This window comes from Bariatricus sp. SGI.161 (assembly GCF_050313695.1).
GTDB lineage: Bacteria > Bacillota > Clostridia > Lachnospirales > Lachnospiraceae > JAFBIX01.
In genome coordinates, this window is record NZ_JBNPLX010000045.1 from 1 (window position 1) to 16,439 (window position 16,439).

Consider the following 16,439-nt stretch of genomic DNA (forward strand, 5'->3'; position numbering starts at 1 on the left):
TGTAAGGTAATAACTATTTATTCAGTATAATGCATTTTGGGGATTTTTCCAACAAATTCTTTGTAAAATGTCGGCAAGACTTTCAACATATCCCTGTTCATAATTTGTTCATTTATCTTTTAAAATTCTTTCATTTCTTTAACATTGTTTCTTCACAGCTCTGTCTTATACTAAATATATCAAATGAAAGAACAAAACATTTGATTCAAAGATAAGACTATCGTCCAGTAGTAAAATACTATTTTTGAATAAACTTTTTCATAATACATGCCGGGAACTGGTAAGACAGTTACCCGGCATCCTCCCTTTTTATAAGGAATATTCGTTTTTACAATATCTTGCATATTTCAGATTTCCTACTACTACACCACTTTCTACACCAGTTTTATTTGAAAAAAAAGGAGTATAAAATATACCCCTTTACAACATATCATTCTCTTCTATTATCAAATTAGGATTGATCCTTTTCAAATATTCATCAAACTGAGGAACTGTAAAATCAATTTCACCATATGAAGTAGAGTAAATAAACCCTTTATGAATTAATTGACTTCTAAGAGGCGCTATTGATTTAGCATCTCTTTTCATGCCAATTGCCACTTGTGAAATCGTACAGGGTAAATCTCCACATTTCACCATAGCAAACATAAAATCCTTTTCCATTTTTGTAGCGCGATCATATCTGACTTTAAAGAAGCTTTCATCCAAATTTACAAGAAATGCACTCTCTGCTTTTTTTGCACAATCTAGATTAATCTCTTTATCATGCATCACTTTCCAAACTTGCTTTCCATATTCTTGTATAAAATATGGATAACCTTCCGTCACCTTAACAATATAATCTATAGCTTCCTGTGTAAATGTCACATCTTGGTTCATTGCAGGTTCTACTAATGCCTTTTTTGCATCCTCATATTCCAATGAACCGATCTCAACATATTCAAAAAGGCGCTCCGCATAGGACTTAGAATCACCAGCCAGTTTTGCAATTTTGGGTAAACCTGCTGCAAATACCAAAATAGGAAGTTGCTTCTGGTTAATTCTATGAAGTGCGGTAAGTAAAGCAGTTAATTCTTCTTGTTTCAGATACTGTACTTCGTCTATAAAAAAGCAAATCATATTGTCTGTCTTCTTTGCAAGCATTCCAACCTGAACCATAATTTCTTTCAGATCATTTTCAAATTGTCCTGTATCTGCAGTTCCATAAGCAGGATTTACATTTCCCAAATTAAAAGAATACTCCACATCACCCTGTGTATATTTTAATTGAAACGCTTTTAAAACAGAAGCCGCTTTAGTTGCTAACTGTTTTATTTCTGCTTTTAGACTCATTTGTGTAATCAGCTTTTGAATCGCTGTTGCCATAATTGCCTTAAATGTGTCATCTTCTGAAACTTCTATATGTTCATACATAACCCAGTTATCATCTGCATACTCTTCTATCCTGTTCAATAACACAGTTTTTCCAACACCACGCAGACCATAGTATATCTTAGAACGCTGTACAATGCCTTTCTGAACATACATAATCGTCTGCTCAGCATCATTAATAACCTCATCACGTCCTGCCAGATAACTCGGCGGAAAGCCTGCTCCTGGTGTATATGGGTTAAACAACTTCATCCTTTACACCTGCCTTTACTTTCATTCTTATAGTATAAGGGTAAATTAAGTACAATACAAGCACAATTCATTATAAACAACACCTCTCAAAATACTTTTAAAAACAATTTGCAATTTTTTTCATTTCCTCCACTTTCGTATCTGGCAATACATGACTATATAAGTCCATTGTCATAGACAGTGAGCTATGTCCTAAAATCGTCTTTAAAACCTGTGGCTGCATCCCATTTTCTATACACCTTGTTGCAAAAGTATGCCGAAGTGTATGAATATGAATCGGTTCAAATTCCTTTCCATCTCTACGTATCATTTCCTGAATATGCTTCATATAATACTGCATAGATGTCCCATTAATCGCAATACCAAATTCAGTTGTAAAAACAAGATTCTCTAACCCTTTTATCGGTCTCCAGTCTGCCCCCAACTTCATCTTCAATTCCAACTGTTCCTTTCGATGCTCTTTTAGAATATGGTACACATTATCCAACATAGGAATATCTCTCTTACTTGTTCTGGATTTGGGAGATCCTTTTTTATACTCCCCATTTGTATAAATCAAGGTCCCTGTCACATGAATCATACGATTCTCAAAATCAATATCGCTCCATTCTAATGCCCGAAGTTCTCCATTTCTCATTCCTGTTGCTAATGCAACTTCAAAAATCTTACCATAATACGTTCTTTTCGTATATTTCAAAAATAATTGTTGTTCATCCTTTGTCATAACTCTTCTTTCTGTCTCTTCTCTTATTCTTGGAAATGTTGTTCGTTCTACCGGATTCTTTTGAATAATTCCATTTTTATATGCCTGTTTGAACACTCCATTAAGAATTACCTTAATACGTGTCAATGTCTGACGCTTTACCCTTTTTGCCTCCACATTAAAAATTCTCTGAATATGTTCCGGTCGGATATCTTTCATCTTTCTTTTTCCAATGTAACCTTTAATATGTCCTTCGTATGTACGTTCATAAAGATCAAAAGTTGTAGGTTTTACTTGATTCTTTTTATATTCTGTCATCCAAGTATGATACCAAGAGTCAACAGTAATGTTTTGTTCCTTTTCAAAAATACCATGACGCAGTTCATATTTTAGATCCTCCATCCGCTTTTGCAATGTGTTCAAATCAGTATCATATAACGTATATCGTTCTCCTTCATATTGAACTCGTCCCATTAATTTCCCATCTTTCCGGACAGTTATTCCTTTCGGCAGCTTATTATTTCCCATTTTTCCCCTCTCCCTTATACGCAAAGAGCTGACTCAAACAGCCAGCTCCTCCTGAATTGCTACAAATATTGGTCACACCACTCGTCAAACTTTACACGGTCTACCAAAACCCGTCGACCGATTCGTACCTCTGTGCCTGATTCATGTGCTAATTTCATCGCTGAGTTTCTGCCCACGCTGGTGTAGGCTTGAAATTCCGTCATATTTAGTAACCGTTTCTCTGTCAATTTTATATTCTGTTTATCCATACATTTTCCTCCTACAATTCCGTTTCTTCAAGGATTTCTTTTAATCTCCTTTTTTTCAAATACAAAACACGTTGCTTTCCACCTGGTAAGGGTAAAGTGTAACGCAATTCTGTTCCCTCCTTTTTGGTTAAAATTAATCCTGCATTTTTCAGAAACATCGTCATTTGCTTCTTACTCGCAAATGGCAAATCTTGTCCAAACCTGGACCAGTATTTTTTTGTAATTTCCAAAAGAAATTCCGCTCGAATATAGTAAAATTCGGAATCCTTCAATATTTGGAGATTGCCAATTTGTCCATTCGCCTTTTCTATTTTCTCCACACCATTTGTCTTTAACGCATCATTTAACGCAATTGCAATCATTGTTGAGAAATCACCTGCTCTTACATTTTTCAAATTAGTCATAACTATTGAATTCAGTGCATTGCCACAATCGGATAACCAATACGCCACATCTTTAGAATTCCAAAAACTCTGGTAAACCGCATATTCCGCTATTATCTCTCCCACCACCATCATTTGGGCATAGTATTCTGAAAAACGTGGAACATCACATTTTTTCTGTTTTCTCAGTTCTTTGACTCTTTTTGCAAGGTAACTCACAATTTCGTTAAAATAACGAGAGACATAAGCAATAAACCCATATAAATGCGATGTCAAAATGTACGGATTATCCTGATAAAACGACAAGACTTCATTGTTCACTGTATTCCTAGTGATTTCCAAACAAAGGATCCGCGTCAGTGAGGATTGTACACCTCCAATATCTTCTCCAGTAATTACCGCTAAGCCCTTTATTCCATATTTTCCCGCATTCCCATTTGGCGCAAAGTCTGTCATACGCTTTTTTACGGTTCGATCTCCATATCTTCGCACTACAAATTCTAGAAGATCGTTCATTTTGTTCTGATTTTTTTTCGTCATAGAAGGGTGAAAATCATCAATCACAACCACAGAATCAGCATGACGACTCGTTTCAACTTCAATCCCTCCAAGTGTCGACTCAAACGAAATTTCCGGTGTAAAAATATCGTCCCTGCAAAAAGTTTTAGTCATGCAAAGTGCTAATGAAGTTTTTCGAGAATTCGTTGGTCCTATAACCGCTAGCATTCCTTTGACGGGAACTTTAGCAATTTCAAAAAGCTTTGTGAGTATGCCCATATGTGTAAAAAGGAAAAGTGCAGTGGTAATTGTTCTATCCTTACATATGTCTAACATGCCAAAAACTTCTCTGAAATTTTTTTGAGTTGCAACCTGGGTTGGATCGTAAAGAAACGGATGTGTTTCGTCACCAATTATTTTTTCTATCTGTGTACCAACTACACCTGAATCGATGACATATTCCCAATAACCCTCGATTTTTTTCCATCCGTTCTGCTGATATTTTGTAATACTTTCAACATCCCCAGAATCCATCCACATATGAATCTGCTTCGCTATTTCATCCCGTGCACTTTTATTAGTCGAAAAATGTGCTGCACCTCCTGACTTTTCGATAATCCAGTTTAAATTATGAATCTGCGTTCCCGGGACACTCACCTCCATCAACTCTCCATTATTTAAAATTATTTTGCACCTATATTTGGTGCTGATTTTTATTTCATCCTGAAATTCTTCAATAATCTTTACACGCTTCAAAATCTGGATTGAAAAATTGCCGTAAGTTTCCTCTTCATCATCGATTTGAACATTGACTTCTTTTTTCGGCATTTCCAGCATTCTCTTCTTTTCTTCCTCGAAAACCTTTCTATGTCTTAATGATCGAATTTCTTCCTGTTTAACATGCTCTTTAGAAAAGATCTCCTGCATTGGTTCCTGTTTCTCCAACGGCTCAATCAGCGGAATCAGCTTCTTTTCTCCCAACGGCTCAATCAGCGGAATCAGCTTCTTTTCTCCCAACGGCTCAATCAGCGGAATCAGCTTCTTTTCTCCCAACGGCTCAATCAGCGAAATCAATTTCTTTCCATTTTTATTATTCTGCATATTTTTTTCTCCTTTCTTTTACTGCACTTATCATATCAAATAAGAAAAGAAGAAAAAAACCAGCAAAATTTATTGCCGGTTTTTTTTTAAAGGATTGATTGTATTAATTATTTTTGATATAATTTTGAATTAAACGTTTTATCGAATTTCTGCACACACAAGAAAAATAATTTTCATCGATTTCTGCGGTCTTATAATCTGCAAATTGGAACTTATATACTCTTTCTTTATTATTCTCAAAAATCGATTCCCTCGTTACTGATTGAACTTTATTATTAAACATTTTCTTTGATTCTTCCATATTTAAAAGCGAAAATTGTTCATCCCATTTCTTTATATATTCTCCTTTGAGTTTTTCAATCTTCTCACCCACAATTACTAACATTTCCTGAATATTCTCATTCAAAAACAAAATCGGCTCCATGTATTCTCTGACTATCTGAACCCTTGTAAACACATTTGGGAATTCTAGGAATTCATATAATATACACATTAATAAATGGGATATCTTTATTTGGCTCTCTTTTTCTTTGACATGATTCATTATCTTTGTATAATAATAAGAATAACAAATCGACAAATTTATTCCTGTCATATGTTCTATTATGCATGTATATTGGTCTAACTCATCTCCTATACACTGCTGAGGAATCATTGGAAAAATTCTTTCACACACATTCAGATACTGATATACGTTTGAATCTAAACTGATTTTTTCTATATTAAACAACCTTCTTAGTTTATTGCTATATATCATTTCTCTTTGAATTTCACGAAAAACACTTTCAAAAACCACTTCCCTATCATTAATTACTTTATTTCTAAAACAATAAGGGAAAACTATAGATGCATCATTTATTCTTTTATCTGCAAAACGAGCAAAACTTTTATCTTCCGGCCCATAATCTTTATCACTTTTTATTTTATAACATTCATCATCTTTAAGCCACTGACACTCTTCCTTTATTCCAACTTCCCGTACTTCCCCTCTTGAAAAATGCAGGTGAACTTCTTTTGCTTCTTTCCGACTTTGTTCACATTCTAAACATATTTTCATATCAAACATAAAATATTGTGGCCTATTTAATATTATTTGGCCTATTTTATCATAGTAATTATCAATATCTCCAAATGACTTCATAATAATATCCTTATAAAACTTTCTCGCAAAATTTAACTCATCTATACTTTTATCTTTTTCCCAAAACTTACTTTCATAAAATTCTTGAGCTTTACTATTAAAAAGTCCCTGTTTTGGTTCTCTTGCCGTGACATCACTCACCATTTCTTTTTCAAAAATCGAGTTTGCTTCTTTTAAAGATTCTAAGTATTTTCTATCTTCCCATGTTTCAGTTAACGGTTGAATCAATACTCCCTTCATGCATATATCTCTATCATTCCAAACTCTATAATGTGGCACATGATTTTTTTTATCAATTTCTTGCCTATTCAACTGTTCTTTCAACCCATTTCTAACAACTTCTTCTATAGGCAAATTATTGTCAGCAATCTCTTTCATTCTCTTCCCCTCTCCCACTTTCCCCGAATCCCCCGGAAAAAAGAATACCCAATATCCATGTAAATTCTCCACTTCACATCCGGGGTTTCCGGGGAATCCGGATCAGATACTCCTTATCATTAAACCCATATACTTATATACGTACATCATTATAACAAATAAGAGAACAGATTCTTCTAGTCTCTTGTTTTCATTTTGATCTCACAAATTCGATTCTTCCTGTTAAAGGTATCGGTACCGTTATCTTCTTTCCATCTTTTCCACCATAGGTATCTCCTTTCAAGAGATACAGATATTGGACTTTCCCATTCCGGAGCAGAAGATTAGCAGTTTTCCCAATATTATTTCCAGATTTCACTTCTATACCGTACACACAACCGTCTAAGTGACTTTTCACAATGAAATCAATTTCTCCACCTTTATACATTCCAAACATAGGTGACTTTCCTGCAATTTTCATTTCTTGAATCTGACGTTCCAAATAGAGATATACGAAATTTTCATTAATAATTCCATCGATATCACTTTCTTCTGCACCTGCCATTTTTAGAAACATTCTTGCAACACCCAGATCTTTAAAATAAAATCGGCAGTCATACGTCACATCCAAAATATCTCCTTCGTTTACTCGGTCACAATACCCAATGATATTTGACTTATACAACCATGCAATCGCTTTATTAATACTCGTCTTTGTAAAACGATTTGTATCATCTTTAAATACTATCCTCGATAAATCTACAACCAGATCGCTGGAGCCTTTTTTCTCTCGTACCATAGTTTGAGCAATCGCCGGGAATATCTGTTCAAAAAGATTCATCTCAAGAATATCATCAAAGTATCGTTCTGTCTCATTTATAAAGATATCTACAATATTTTTCAATGTTTGTTTACATTTCTGAATATCTTTTGTTTCTAAAAATTCTTTTACAACTGCCGGATATCCACCTATTTCACAATAGATATCATACCATTTTTTTAGCTCATCATATTCTTCATGCGCCCCCCCTCCGAAAAGATCGATACTTTCATATACATCTCTCATTCCCACTGCCTGCAGAAATTCTTCGTAAGACATCGTGTTCATTATCATTACGTCAATATCACCCGCTGGAAGGAAATACTCTTTCTGAACGGTCTTTCCAAGATAACTTCCAGTTACAATAAAATGAGCTTTAAATTCTCTTGCAAATTGCCGAATCAAGGAAAATACCTTCGCTGATTCCTGTATCTCATCAATCAGTACTATCGTATTACTTTCATCGGTAAAATCAGGATCAAAAAGTTTTAAAGCCTTATGTATCGGCTTTTCTACTCTCGGCTCACCAGGTTCCCACTTTGTTGTTCTCTCCAAACATTCCACAAATTCTTGTCCGGAAGTCTGCATCATATTGATATATAAGATATTCTCATAATTCTCTTCTGCAAATTTTGTCAGAATGTATGTTTTCCCAACTTGCCTGGCACCGTTGACCTCGAGCACTTTACCATTATCTTTTTCTTTCCATTGCACCAATTCCCAATATATATCTCTTTTTAAATCCATTCTGTTTCTCACCTACCTCCACATTGTTTCTTACTAATCTACGAATGCAAATTATTATTCCACCACCTCTTTGGGCCTTTCAATGCTTTCTTAAATTTCCTCTTTTATTATCATTAGCTCCAAGTTTTTTCTATAAACTCCAACAATTTGAATTCTCTCTCAACTATATCCTCTTTCGTCCAGTCATTTTTTTCAATTATTTCATTTAACATCAAAAGATGGTAAGTTTTATAGATTTCTTTTTTCTCATCAAAAGATTTTTGCCCAGCCTTACTATTGATACCTGGTGGTAATAATACAAGATTTCCCAAACTATTTACAACTTTATCAATCTGCTCTTGCGTCTCTCCTATTTTTCCTTTCCATATATTTGTATAGGTTTTAGGATGTATATGTTCAATTGTTACTGCCGGACTACTGCTCCATATTTTTTCCCATATTTCTTCACTTATTTCTTCACCATGCACTTCAGCCAAATATTCTTCATAACGGTATAATAAATACTTCAAGTCATTATCATATGAACCATACCAATCTTCCCCAACAATATTGTTCACAGCATCTTTTACAGAAAATTTATCTGCGATTGCCCCTATTTCTTTTATCGCTTCTTCTTTAGTTATCTTATTTTGAGAAATCCTCCTTGCCACTCTTATATAATCACCAACTCTAAATCTCGAATCCTTTCTATGCAATCCAAAAATAATAAACGTAACTTTCTCCCACTTATTAAGCATTTCTTTTCTTTCTGTCTCTGAATAATGACTTGCCAGTTCAATAGCTATTGCCAACATTCTCGCATGTGATATATCCGTTACAGCTCTAAGTCTTAAATTAGAATATAATTTCACTAACGCTTTTGCAACATTTAAAATCCACCTAGAAATATCTATCGTTTTACCGGGATTTTCCAACGCAATTTTTGTAAAATATTCAACTGATTTTTCAACCGATAATGGTTTTCCTAAATTCTCGCCTTCATACCATAAAGTAGCTGAAACAGTAAGGATTTCATCGTCTCGTACAACTCGCCTTCCTATAACCGAATAAATTGTACTCCAAATATCATGGAGTACTATCATTTTCTCATGTGCACTTTTTTCCGAATATTTTTCAAACACTATTCCCATTAACATACTTTTGCATTTATCTAACCAAGCAACTGCAAGACCTCTACTATTTAACACCTCAAAAACAGTATACACCGCGCCCTCATCTTCTAAAACATAGAAAATAAAGTCTAACTTATTTTTAACAGCTTTTAACAACTCCAAAACCGCCTCATTAGTCCCAAAACTTTCTACGTATTTTTGACATTCAATATATGCATGATATAAATTAAATTCCGCTAGTGTAGTCAATTCCAACGGCGACGGAATAGTACCTTCTGTCAAATAAGCACTAAACATTATTTTACTAATATGATTTGTCTGTAAAATTATTAACCTTCCACCATCTTTCACCAGTAATTCATTTAATTTTTTTGCCTCCGCTAATTCTTTTTCTCCACCAAATCTTTCAAGAAACATTGATATAGCTTTTAGAAGAATAACTAACGTTGTTAACCTTTGTTGTCCATCAACAACATCTAATCTCGCTAATTCATCTGTTCCTATTTCTTCTGTCTCATTTGTTTGTAAACAGACTATAGTCGCCATAAAGTGATGGCGGTTCTGCTCCGAGGATAACATTATTTTATTTATATCATCAAAAAGTTCCTTCCTTTGTTGTTTTTCCCAACTGTATGCTCTTTGATAATCTGGAATTGCAAACAACTTACTTTCTAATACCTTTATCAATGATAAATATTCTGGTTTAATAGCCATGGTAAACCTCCTTTAATATCTCACCACATCCTTTTGTAATTAATTATATCTTTACGTAAATTAAAAGTAAAGGCAATATATCTCTATACTTTTTCATAACCTCTACCTTTTGAAAGAGCCTTATTCCACAACGAATAAGACTCTCAAAAGGTACTTTTTTATTTTTGAGTTATGTCTCTATAATCAGAAACCTTTTGAAACATTTGATGGACTGATATTTTTAACATGTCAAATACAACAATGTTTTTCTTATATGTTCCGTATGGGAACACTACTTGTGATTTATCATGCTGCTCTCCCATTGCTTCACCAAGCGATAAAAGCTACTGCTAGACAGCTGTAATCTCCACATTGCTTCTTTTGCAGTAATCTCTCCGGCTTTCCATATGTCATATACTTCGCCAAAGTTTTCAGGCATTACTATTCTTGGGCGCCCCAAATGTTTTCCTTTTGCTTTAGCTACTTCTATGCCTTCTCTCTGACGCTTTCTGATTGTAAGTCGCTCCTGTTCTGCCATAGATGCAAGAACTTCAATCAGAATGTTATTAATCATCTCTATAATCCATTCCTGTCCATCAGGTACAGTTATTAAAGAACTTGGCAAATCCAAAATCTTCAACCTTACTCCTTTTTCCTTGAACCATTGAAGTTCCCTTTTAATATCTTCTTTGCTTCTGCTCAATCGATCCAAAGAAGTGATATATAGAACGTCTCCCTTTCTTAATCCCAATGCTCCTTTCAGTGCCTGATATGCAGGGCGCTCTATATCCTTTCCACTTGCCTTGTCTGTCAATATATTTTCTTCAGGTACATACTGTTTTAGCTGCTCTAGCTGTCGATCTAAGTGTTGTTCTCTACTACTGACTCGCGCATATCCATATTTTCTTTGATTCATTCATGCTCTCCTAAAATTTCAATACCAAATCAAGTAATTTCTCCCCGGCCCTCTCAATCCATATTCCAATCTTCCACATAGCCTCACCTCCTACAGATCGATATCGACAACTATTTTGCGATCACATTCCATCAGATACAATTTAAAAATCAGTAGACCCGATATTAACAAAATAAAAATGATTATAACATTCTTTGCCCATTTACTAAAATCTCCAAACTTTACAATATCAGAAACATTTCAAAGAGTTTTTTCCCTGCATATTTAATTAACACACAGATTTCCCACATAAGCCTTCTCTCCTCTCCTAAGCTGCAATTCTTACTTCATCCTGCTCATAATCATAGTAATAAACAGAATTTGACAATACCTCTTCCTTAGAAATCAGCTTTGGATCCCCGTTAATGGAAGCAACCATTTCCTTCAAATCCTCTGCCTGCATTTCTCCATTATCTCCCAGAATTAAAATCTCATTTTGAGAGCTTGGCAGGATAAAAAGATTGTAACCATTTTTCTCTGCAAAATCTTTTAATATATCTTTCCGCAGAATTACTCTTGCCCCATATTGAAAATTCCAATTCGTAGCCACGAATACTCCTGTACCCTCCTGACTTTGCCTTGTTTCTCCGATAAAGATTGATCTTATATCCTGAACAAAGAAGTATTCTTTCTGCAGATTTTCAAATGCAGCGTTCCACAGTTCCTTTTCATCTATTTGTAATGCCGCTAACATGCTTTTTGAAACAGATGCTACAGCACTCCCCACTTCCTTTTCCGATACACGTACTACTAGAATAATAGCAAAATCCAGCCATTCTCGATAAACTAAAGAATTGATATATTTCTTATTCCATTCTCTCTTAAGAAGCCTAATCTGTATTTTAGGTTTTATCAAATCCCAACTGAGCGCAAAATCCTCTCTCTGAAAAGGCGAACTATTTCTAAAGATATCCAATACAGTTTCTACACTTTCTTCTATTGCCTGCGATTCCTGATATGTATTATAAATCTCTTCCAAATAAATAACCGGTACTGCATGCGTACCGGCTTCTTCAAATGTAATTCCTTCTTTTATAACATCATTACTTTTCACCTGTGTTGTAATCACAACCTTTGCCTGATCTCCAATTTCTTTCTGAACAAGTTCTTGTAATTCTTTCTTATATTCCTTGTAATTCATAGTCATTCTCCTTTTTAAATCATTATTTCACATAATAATTTCGCCAGAAAACGTACTCCTGAAATGAAGCCCTGTTTCTGGCCGACTGCAGATGCTTTACAAACCAAATCCGTCAAATCTTTCCTGCTCATGGTTTCCAGATCCGCATTTTCTAAAAGCCCCGTCAATCTATCGCTGATTTCATAATCGTCTCTTTGAACCTCATCATCTAAGGTAATATAAACTTTATCGTATATTTTTTCCATCATCATCCTTCTTACCTCCTATGCCGCTTCTTCCTGGTATTCTGTGTCAAAGATATTTTCACTTTGTACTTCACTCATATCTTCGCAGAATTCTGTTTTTATCGTTTCATCTGATGATAATGCTTTCCGAAACTCTGCTTTTAATGGCGCATATTTCAATGCTTTTTTTATCACTGTTTTCTGTGCCATTCCTGTATAATTGTTTTTCCATGGACTATAGGAAGAATCGAACGCTTTGGAATATTCTTTTGCATATGTATCCATATCTTCTTTACTCATAACTTCAAAACCAAATCCACCATTTACCAATTTAAAAAGTCCATAAAATAATCTTACATTTCCTCTGTCTTTCAATGCCGGACGATGTACCAGTTTCGGATTTAATCCCAGTTCATATTCAAATTCATCATTCTCATATACAGTCTGTGCAGAAATCATTTGCATTTCAGGATTCCGATAGCAAAGTTCTATCATGCCCTTATATCCGATCTGGAACTGACATTCCATTACACCCTTATTATTGTATGGAATCAAATACGCCTGACCAAGCGGAGTATTTGGCTCCAGCCCAAGTTGGGCTGCGTTCATTAAGGCCGCTAGAAAACTCATTTGTGTACACTCCTGCAGTTTCGGTGTTGTATTTAATGCAGACAGAGCCATCCGAGTAAAACGCTCCGGTGTAATAACTGCAGGCAATGCCTTTTTGATTTCCGGTTCCATTGCTTTAATCAGATCCGCAATACTCATTGATTTTGTTAGTTTTCCATCTTTTCTTGTATTACTTGCTTTTTTCGCAAGTTCTTCCTTTAATTCTGTCATATAACAGTTCTCCTCCTATCATGCAGGAGAGGCATCCCTGCCTCTCCATGCCTTTCCTTTTTCATAGATTCTATGCCGCTTTTACTAATAATCTTCTGCTTGGAATGACCTTCTGATACTGCTCGTATATTTCTGGTTTCTCTTCCTTCAAACGTTTTTCATCTACTCTCTTGGTACTGACAGATTTCCACGATACCCTGTACTTCTCATTTTCTGCCATTTCCGCTTCTCCTAAATAGATCTTCAATTCCTGCTCAATTTGTTTCTTCTCTGTCTCCATCCGGTCAATCAACACTTTTAATTCCTGCTGTCGGTCCAATTTCTTATCAAATCCCATCAATGGTATGGATTCAGCTACAGAATCTTTAAAATATTCATTGATTATACAATCCGCAATTTTAGACCCATCTGGTTCCGGCAATACTTGTTTCAATACATTTTCATTCCAGAAATTCTGTTCAATCTGAATCAGACTGGATATCAATTCCTCATCCCGTTCTAACTTGTAATATTTGAATTCTCTGCCGTAGATTATCACCGCAATATACCATGCATCCGTATTCATAACTGCCATATAATGATAACACTGAATCTGGTAAAATAAAGGAATTTTCCCATTCTCCCACTTTTCTGCCATATAAGGACTGGCCGTTTTACATTCCAGTCCTGCATTTTCACCAACGACCATGCGGTCTACATCAGCAATCATAAACGGATAGGATTCATTGCAGAACATGGCATTTGCCCGGCGTACTTTCTTCCCTGCTTTTTCCATAAACCTTCTGGCAACATATTCCTCTAGGTCCCGTCCCTGACGCATTGCTTCATTATCCAATTCTTCAATCTCATCTGATATCTTGTCCTGATAGACCTGTATTGCCGTCCGATAGGGATTTAATCCACAGATTGCTCCGGCATCAGATCCTCCAATTCCAAGTTTCCGATAACGTAACCATTCTTTCTTATCCAGATTTAACGTAGATACTAATTTTTTCATGCTATTTTCGCCTCACGATCTTCTTTCTCTATCTGCAAAATTCCTTTTCGAATGCATTCCTGTAATTCCTCTCCATAGGAATCCTCCTCATTCATCCACAGCTGATAAAGGTATTCCAAAATATCCGGAAACAAAATTAACTGCTCCAGCGTTCCTTGCTCCAATTCCTGGCTCAGTTCCAAAAGATCTTCATACAGATTTATAATACAATCTATTCTATAAGCATTCTGATATATTTCTTCTGCCGTCTTTGCAAGCATCTCACAATGAAATCTTGCATATTCCATCCCGATTTTCGCGCAAAATAATTCCTGCAACTCTTTTCGCTCCATTCTTTTCTCCTTTAAGCAGCACTTACCATCTGATAAGCTTTATCAATCATTGGATTCCCTTCTATTGTTTTTGCAAACAGATTTTCTCTGTATTTTGACGTCATTCTAAGTGGTTTCGCATGAGTCGCAAAATCACTGACTGCATTGATAAACCGGTAACCATTCTTTCCAGTCCCTTTCAAATCAGGAGCATCATAATACCTTCTGTTCAGATCTTCCCTCAGACTCTTTACATTCTTAATTTGCTGCGAAGAGGCATCCGGTTCTATCGGCAGAAGAATCTCTATATACTCCTTCACCTGTGCATCTGTCAGGTTTTTCTTCCTTAAAACTTCAAATTCTTTTCCAAGGCTGTCCATATATTTTTCTGCCATAAATAAGGTGTTTTTTGCCTCTTCCAATTTTCCGTTAATATCACCGGTATGTACCATAGACCAGGAACGCTTTGCGGTAGCAAGTGCCAGATTCAACGTATTGTTGCAAACCACCCTGATTGGAGTAATACATACTTTCACTGCACCAGAACCATCATGGGAATTGAAAAACAGAAGATATGGACTGATATGCTCTCCTGCAATAATGTATTCATGGGGCAGACGTGCCAAAAGCCAGACTTTCTTCCCCTCCTGTAATGAACCTGCCGTTTCATACCGAACTCCTTCTCCCAAAAGTGCATCCGTAAATGAAAATGCATCTGTATTCTGCACAATTTTATAACGGTCTGTTACCACTCCTAAAACCCTATGGTCCGTATCCCTGACATTTGCCTTATAGCCTTCCACCAGATCTCCTGTTGCAGTAATAATTGGTTCCTGTACTACCTTCCAATCCAATCCTGCCAATGAAAGAGCCTCCGCTGAATTCGGTGCCTGTTTTACCCCCTTTCCAAGCCCATGCCATGGAACTTTTCTTACCCAAAACATAGATTCTACATTTGCTGACATAACTCCATCTCCCTTCTTTTTTCCTCTGCCAGACTATAAAATGTTCCGTATTCCCCTAAAATAATATGATCCAACACTTTGATTCCCAGTATTTTACCAGCATTTTCTAAACGCTCCGTAACCAGACGATCCTCTGTACTGGGAGTCACATCACCCGAAGGATGATTATGAATAATAAAAACTCCCAGAGCATTAGAAAGTACTGCATGTTTAAAAATTTCTCTCGGCTCTATTAACGCCTGATTTAATGTTCCGATTGAAACCACCTCAATTCCCACGGGTGCACACTTCGTATCAACCGAAAGAACCAGCACATACTCCCGATCTGCATCTTTTAAAAGCTGACCTGAAAACTCTACGACTTCCTGTGTCGTGTTCAATTGTCTTTTTCCATATGGCAGATTCTGTTCCTTGACCGCATGGATTCGAACCAGCGGTACATAGTTTTTTTCCAATAGCTGCATTGTTATTCCTCCTTTTGGACATAAATTGAGCCAGAACCTACTCAAGGCTCTGGCTTTGTTTCATAGAAATAATATGTAATTGAAATTTATAACCCTACCATACAAGATTCAACTTTTCTTTTTTCTTTTTATCTCTTTTTCTAATTGATCTGCCTTATCTTGATTTCGTTTTGCCCTATCAAACGCATCTCTAGCTTTTGCATAATGTTCTCCCCCTAAATCATTCTTTGCATATGCCCATTCACGTCTACCTTTTTCATCATATCTTTTAGCTGTACTTTTATATCTTTTTAATAAAGAATCTTTATCTTGTGTCATGGTTCTTCTACCTCCCTACTATTAATAGATTCCTCTACGTTGTGCTTCTTTCTCTAATATATCCATCTTTTCATTATCCATTACCAATTTTTCATTGTTATATCGATTTCGATAAATCCTTTCAAATTCTTTATCATTTTTTCTTCTTAATTCCTCTCTAAAAGCACTGTTTATCCTTTTATTTGCTGAATTAATACTATCTGTCATAGTGTCACCCAAAAAATCTAAAAATCCCATAATAATTTCTCCTCTTTTTATATATTATTTCTA

At 35.5% G+C, this 16,439-nt stretch carries 17 protein-coding genes; all 17 read right to left on the reverse strand.

Annotated elements, in window-relative coordinates; all coding sequences use genetic code 11:
* Window positions 1–420: 420 nt before the first annotated feature.
* The 17 genes from ACQRBH_RS16250 to ACQRBH_RS16330 all read right to left on the reverse strand — a co-directional run bounded on the left by ACQRBH_RS16250 (window position 421) and on the right by ACQRBH_RS16330 (window position 16,406).
* A complete protein-coding gene (locus ACQRBH_RS16250; RefSeq protein ID WP_427762499.1) occupies window positions 421–1,623 on the reverse strand; it encodes an AAA family ATPase in 1,203 nt (400 codons plus the stop codon).
* 97 nt (window positions 1,624–1,720) lie between these two features.
* Window positions 1,721–2,854 carry a tyrosine-type recombinase/integrase gene (locus ACQRBH_RS16255; protein WP_427762500.1) on the reverse strand — a complete coding sequence of 378 codons (1,134 nt, stop codon included), beginning with the start codon at window positions 2,852–2,854 and terminating at the stop codon, window positions 1,721–1,723.
* A gap of 59 nt (window positions 2,855–2,913) precedes the next feature.
* Window positions 2,914–3,102: a DUF6462 family protein gene (locus ACQRBH_RS16260; protein ID WP_427762501.1), complete on the reverse strand. Its 189-nt coding sequence runs from the start codon at window positions 3,100–3,102 to the stop codon at window positions 2,914–2,916.
* 11 nt (window positions 3,103–3,113) lie between these two features.
* On the reverse strand, window positions 3,114–5,036 hold the full coding sequence (locus tag ACQRBH_RS16265; protein WP_427762502.1) for a hypothetical protein: 1,923 nt from the start codon (window positions 5,034–5,036) through the stop codon (window positions 3,114–3,116).
* A gap of 151 nt (window positions 5,037–5,187) precedes the next feature.
* Entirely contained in the window at window positions 5,188–6,603 is a 1,416-nt protein-coding gene (locus ACQRBH_RS16270; protein WP_427762504.1) for a hypothetical protein, read from the reverse strand.
* A gap of 190 nt (window positions 6,604–6,793) precedes the next feature.
* Complete coding sequence (locus tag ACQRBH_RS16275) at window positions 6,794–8,149, reverse strand: ATP-binding protein (protein ID WP_427762505.1); 1,356 nt, start codon at window positions 8,147–8,149, stop codon at window positions 6,794–6,796.
* A gap of 113 nt (window positions 8,150–8,262) precedes the next feature.
* A complete protein-coding gene (locus ACQRBH_RS16280; protein WP_427762507.1) occupies window positions 8,263–9,975 on the reverse strand; it encodes a DUF262 domain-containing protein in 1,713 nt (570 codons plus the stop codon).
* A 271-nt stretch (window positions 9,976–10,246) separates the two neighbouring features.
* Window positions 10,247–10,870 carry a recombinase family protein gene (locus ACQRBH_RS16285; RefSeq protein WP_427762509.1) on the reverse strand — a complete coding sequence of 208 codons (624 nt, stop codon included), beginning with the start codon at window positions 10,868–10,870 and terminating at the stop codon, window positions 10,247–10,249.
* Between the two features lie 307 nt (window positions 10,871–11,177).
* Window positions 11,178–12,050, reverse strand: a complete 873-nt coding sequence (locus tag ACQRBH_RS16290) for a DUF5688 family protein (RefSeq protein WP_427762510.1) — start codon at window positions 12,048–12,050, stop codon at window positions 11,178–11,180.
* Window positions 12,051–12,064: 14 nt separating this feature from the next.
* Window positions 12,065–12,301, reverse strand: coding sequence for a hypothetical protein (locus tag ACQRBH_RS16295; protein WP_427742971.1), 237 nt, complete (start codon window positions 12,299–12,301; stop codon window positions 12,065–12,067).
* A 12-nt stretch (window positions 12,302–12,313) separates the two neighbouring features.
* A complete protein-coding gene (locus tag ACQRBH_RS16300) occupies window positions 12,314–13,114 on the reverse strand; it encodes a recombinase RecT (RefSeq protein WP_427762512.1) in 801 nt (266 codons plus the stop codon).
* A 70-nt stretch (window positions 13,115–13,184) separates the two neighbouring features.
* On the reverse strand, window positions 13,185–14,111 hold the full coding sequence (locus ACQRBH_RS16305; RefSeq protein ID WP_427762514.1) for a YqaJ viral recombinase family protein: 927 nt from the start codon (window positions 14,109–14,111) through the stop codon (window positions 13,185–13,187).
* Window positions 14,108–14,443: a DUF3848 domain-containing protein gene (locus ACQRBH_RS16310; protein ID WP_427762516.1), complete on the reverse strand. Its 336-nt coding sequence runs from the start codon at window positions 14,441–14,443 to the stop codon at window positions 14,108–14,110. The genes ACQRBH_RS16305 and ACQRBH_RS16310 overlap by 4 nt, the downstream gene beginning before the upstream one ends.
* An 11-nt stretch (window positions 14,444–14,454) precedes the next feature.
* Window positions 14,455–15,387: a DUF932 domain-containing protein gene (locus ACQRBH_RS16315; protein ID WP_427762517.1), complete on the reverse strand. Its 933-nt coding sequence runs from the start codon at window positions 15,385–15,387 to the stop codon at window positions 14,455–14,457.
* Window positions 15,372–15,851 carry a JAB domain-containing protein gene (locus ACQRBH_RS16320; protein WP_427762518.1) on the reverse strand — a complete coding sequence of 160 codons (480 nt, stop codon included), beginning with the start codon at window positions 15,849–15,851 and terminating at the stop codon, window positions 15,372–15,374. The genes ACQRBH_RS16315 and ACQRBH_RS16320 overlap by 16 nt, the downstream gene beginning before the upstream one ends.
* A 108-nt stretch (window positions 15,852–15,959) precedes the next feature.
* Window positions 15,960–16,169 (reverse strand): hypothetical protein, encoded by a 210-nt coding sequence (locus tag ACQRBH_RS16325; RefSeq protein WP_427762520.1) that lies wholly within the window; start codon window positions 16,167–16,169, stop codon window positions 15,960–15,962.
* A gap of 21 nt (window positions 16,170–16,190) precedes the next feature.
* A complete protein-coding gene (locus ACQRBH_RS16330; RefSeq protein WP_427762521.1) occupies window positions 16,191–16,406 on the reverse strand; it encodes a hypothetical protein in 216 nt (71 codons plus the stop codon).
* Window positions 16,407–16,439: the final 33 nt, after the last annotated feature.